2 protein-coding genes are annotated in these 2,645 nt (G+C 55.2%); both read left to right on the top strand.

Features of this window, described 5'->3' with window-relative positions:
- Positions 1-513 precede the first annotated feature (513 nt).
- Entirely contained in the window at positions 514-1,236 is a 723-nt protein-coding gene (locus P0D80_RS49395; RefSeq protein WP_408295838.1) for a hypothetical protein, read from the top strand.
- Between the two features lie 149 nt (positions 1,237-1,385).
- Positions 1,386-2,615, top strand: a complete 1,230-nt coding sequence (locus P0D80_RS49390) for an ATP-grasp domain-containing protein (protein ID WP_408295835.1) — start codon at positions 1,386-1,388, stop codon at positions 2,613-2,615.
- Positions 2,616-2,645: the final 30 nt, after the last annotated feature.

Raw genomic sequence — 2,645 nt, 5'->3', positions numbered from 1 at the left:
GGCAACCAGTTGTATGGGCGTTGGGCATTTTTAGCCGTGTGCAAAAACCGACACTGCACACGAGCTAACCGATTCGTACAATCCCTCACATGAATACGCCCTTGAATACAAACAGTTTTTCGTGCGATCGCCCAAGTTGGTTCTGAGAGCCCACCAAATCGAACATCCGCCTCATTCTTGACTAATTAACCGCAGGGATAATCGTCGACGTGGCAAGGTGCGGGCCTTCGAAACTGCGCGCAAAACCAAGGCATGTCCCGGCCGTGCCTCTATTAACATCGGACATCTGGGAATCTACGTATGACAGGGCAACATTGCGGATGTAGCGAACCGGCAATCTCGAACGCACGCCTCGAGGAGCGAGGCAGTCCGGCTTGTGTCAACGTCTGTCAACACTCTTCAGGCAGCAACGCCTGCTTAGTCGATAGGCCGCAATATACCGTGCAGCGGTATGCTTCCGACGAAAGCCTTCAAATATACGAAACACTTGAGCGACCGAATTGGCCTAGCTTCATGCGTGCAACTGTTAAAGTGCTGGCACGCCGCGCTGAAGTGTTTCCAGAAGGACAACTTGTCGTTCATGAGGAATTCCGGGGCCTGCGCAAGCCCATTGCCTCACTCAGTCTTCAACGCTTCAACTACGACGGCGATCCATCGGATTTGCCGACCTGGCAGGCTTTGTCCGGGACGGACGGTACATTCGCGGACACCTATTGCCCAGATGGGAACGCTCTGGCGATGATGTCAATCGGCATCCTTCCCGAGCTCCACAAGCAGGGATTGGCCAACAGGCTGATCGATGCAGCGTTGGTTCTGGCCTGCGAACTGGATGTCGAGCACCTCATGGGCTCATACCGACCGAGCCAACTCGGGGCCTATATGGTAGAGAATGTCGATGGGAGCCCCGAGTTCTACATTCAAGCACGACGAGCCGATGGCCTTCCGCTCGATCCCTGGTTGCGCGCCTTGACCCGCAAGGGCATGGAGTTGATCCGATACGATGCCGAGGCCATGAAGATCGAAGTGCCGCTGCGGCAGTTCAATGAATATAGATTAACTCCCGGCATGCGGTCGAGAGTCCGGCATTTAGCCACTTCGGACGCTGGGGAAATATGGCTCTGCGGTGCGACGGGTCATTTTGAGATAAATGACCGAAGCGTTGTTTACCGGGAAGCCAATGTGTGGGGGAAAATCGGGCGCTTAGGATTTGTTTCGGGCGGAAGCGCCGCAACGTGAACATGCATCATGACGCGGCATTCTCCCCCACCACCCTGACACGACTTGAAGGTCCCTGTTGAACGTCGGCTCGACAGCTGGCACCACCATGTCAGTTCCTCTGCATTACACGAGCCAATTTGCCCTCTAAAAACGGACGGATATCTCATATGGAAGGTCAACACGTACTTGTAATCAATCCATTTTCTTCGCCGGAGTACCTGGCAAGCGCATTGCGCAAGCTCGGCATGCCCTGCACCGCCTTGTACACCGCGAAAGCCTTGGCCTGCCTGGATGATCTCGCACTGTCAGCAAGCCCGTTCGACCGGACAATATGCGTTGATAGCGACGAGTTCGAGATCGTCGCACGTCACACCATTCCTGAACAATATGCCTGCATCCTGAACGGGGCTGAAGAATCCACGCAGTTGACTGACGGGCTTACTGAACGGTTCTTCCCTCACCTTTCAAACGGTCTCGAAACGTCCAGTCTGCGATTCGACAAGTATCTCATGCAGGAAGCCGTCAGGCAGGCGGGCCTCCCGGCAATACTTCAGACCCGTATCAGCATTCCATCGGACTGGAATGCTGTCGAGCAGGAACTGCAGCGCGTCAGCTTTCCAGTGTTTTGCAAACCAAACGTTGGCTACGGCAGCATTGGGGCATTTCGTGCCGACTCCATGGCAAGTCTGAAAGAAGATTTCGATGCGTTGTCCGCCGGACAACAACAGGAATACCTCGTGCAGGAACTGGTGAGCGCTGACGAGTATTTGATCGACACGTTTTCCGCTGCGGGAAGCCATCACGTATGTTCCGTGTTCAAGTACAGGAAGCAGACGATCAACGACACGCCCCTGTACCGCTCCGCGGAACTGGTGAAGGACCATGCGACGTGGCAGCGTTGTTGTGAATACGTAGCCCGACTGTTGCCGGCGCTTGGATTCAGGTTCGGTTTTGCTCACATTGAGATATTCATATGTGCAGATGGCCAGATCAGGCTTGTTGAACTCAATAACCGCATTAGCGGTGCGCACGGCACATTTAACCGGATGACTGAATTCAATGGCCTGACAAGCCAAGTCAGCGCCCTACATCAGTTTCTGAAGGGCAATCGCGTGCGTACGCCATTGCCGCAAAGCGGGCAGGCAGAATCTCGGAGCCTCTTTCTGTTTCGCTTTGCGGCCGGCCGCATAATGGACCCGCGGCGAGCGCTCGACCGCTTTCACTCGGTCCGCAATGTCCTCATGCTGCGACCGGTTGGCGAGTCTGTCGAACGTCCTGCACGGATTAGCCTGATGGATGCCGTGTGCATTGTCGAGCTGCAGGCCGAACATATCAGCGACATCGACCGAGATGCCGAGGCGATCCACGCGCTCGAAGCCAGAGGAGAACTCGTGTGAGTTTCGCAATCGGCTACATTCTAACGACAG

The organism is Paraburkholderia sp. RL17-373-BIF-A, from assembly GCF_046030175.1.
Taxonomy (GTDB): domain Bacteria; phylum Pseudomonadota; class Gammaproteobacteria; order Burkholderiales; family Burkholderiaceae; genus Paraburkholderia.
The sequence above is the reverse complement of the archived record's forward strand: the minus strand, read 5'-3'. Positions and strand labels throughout refer to the sequence as shown.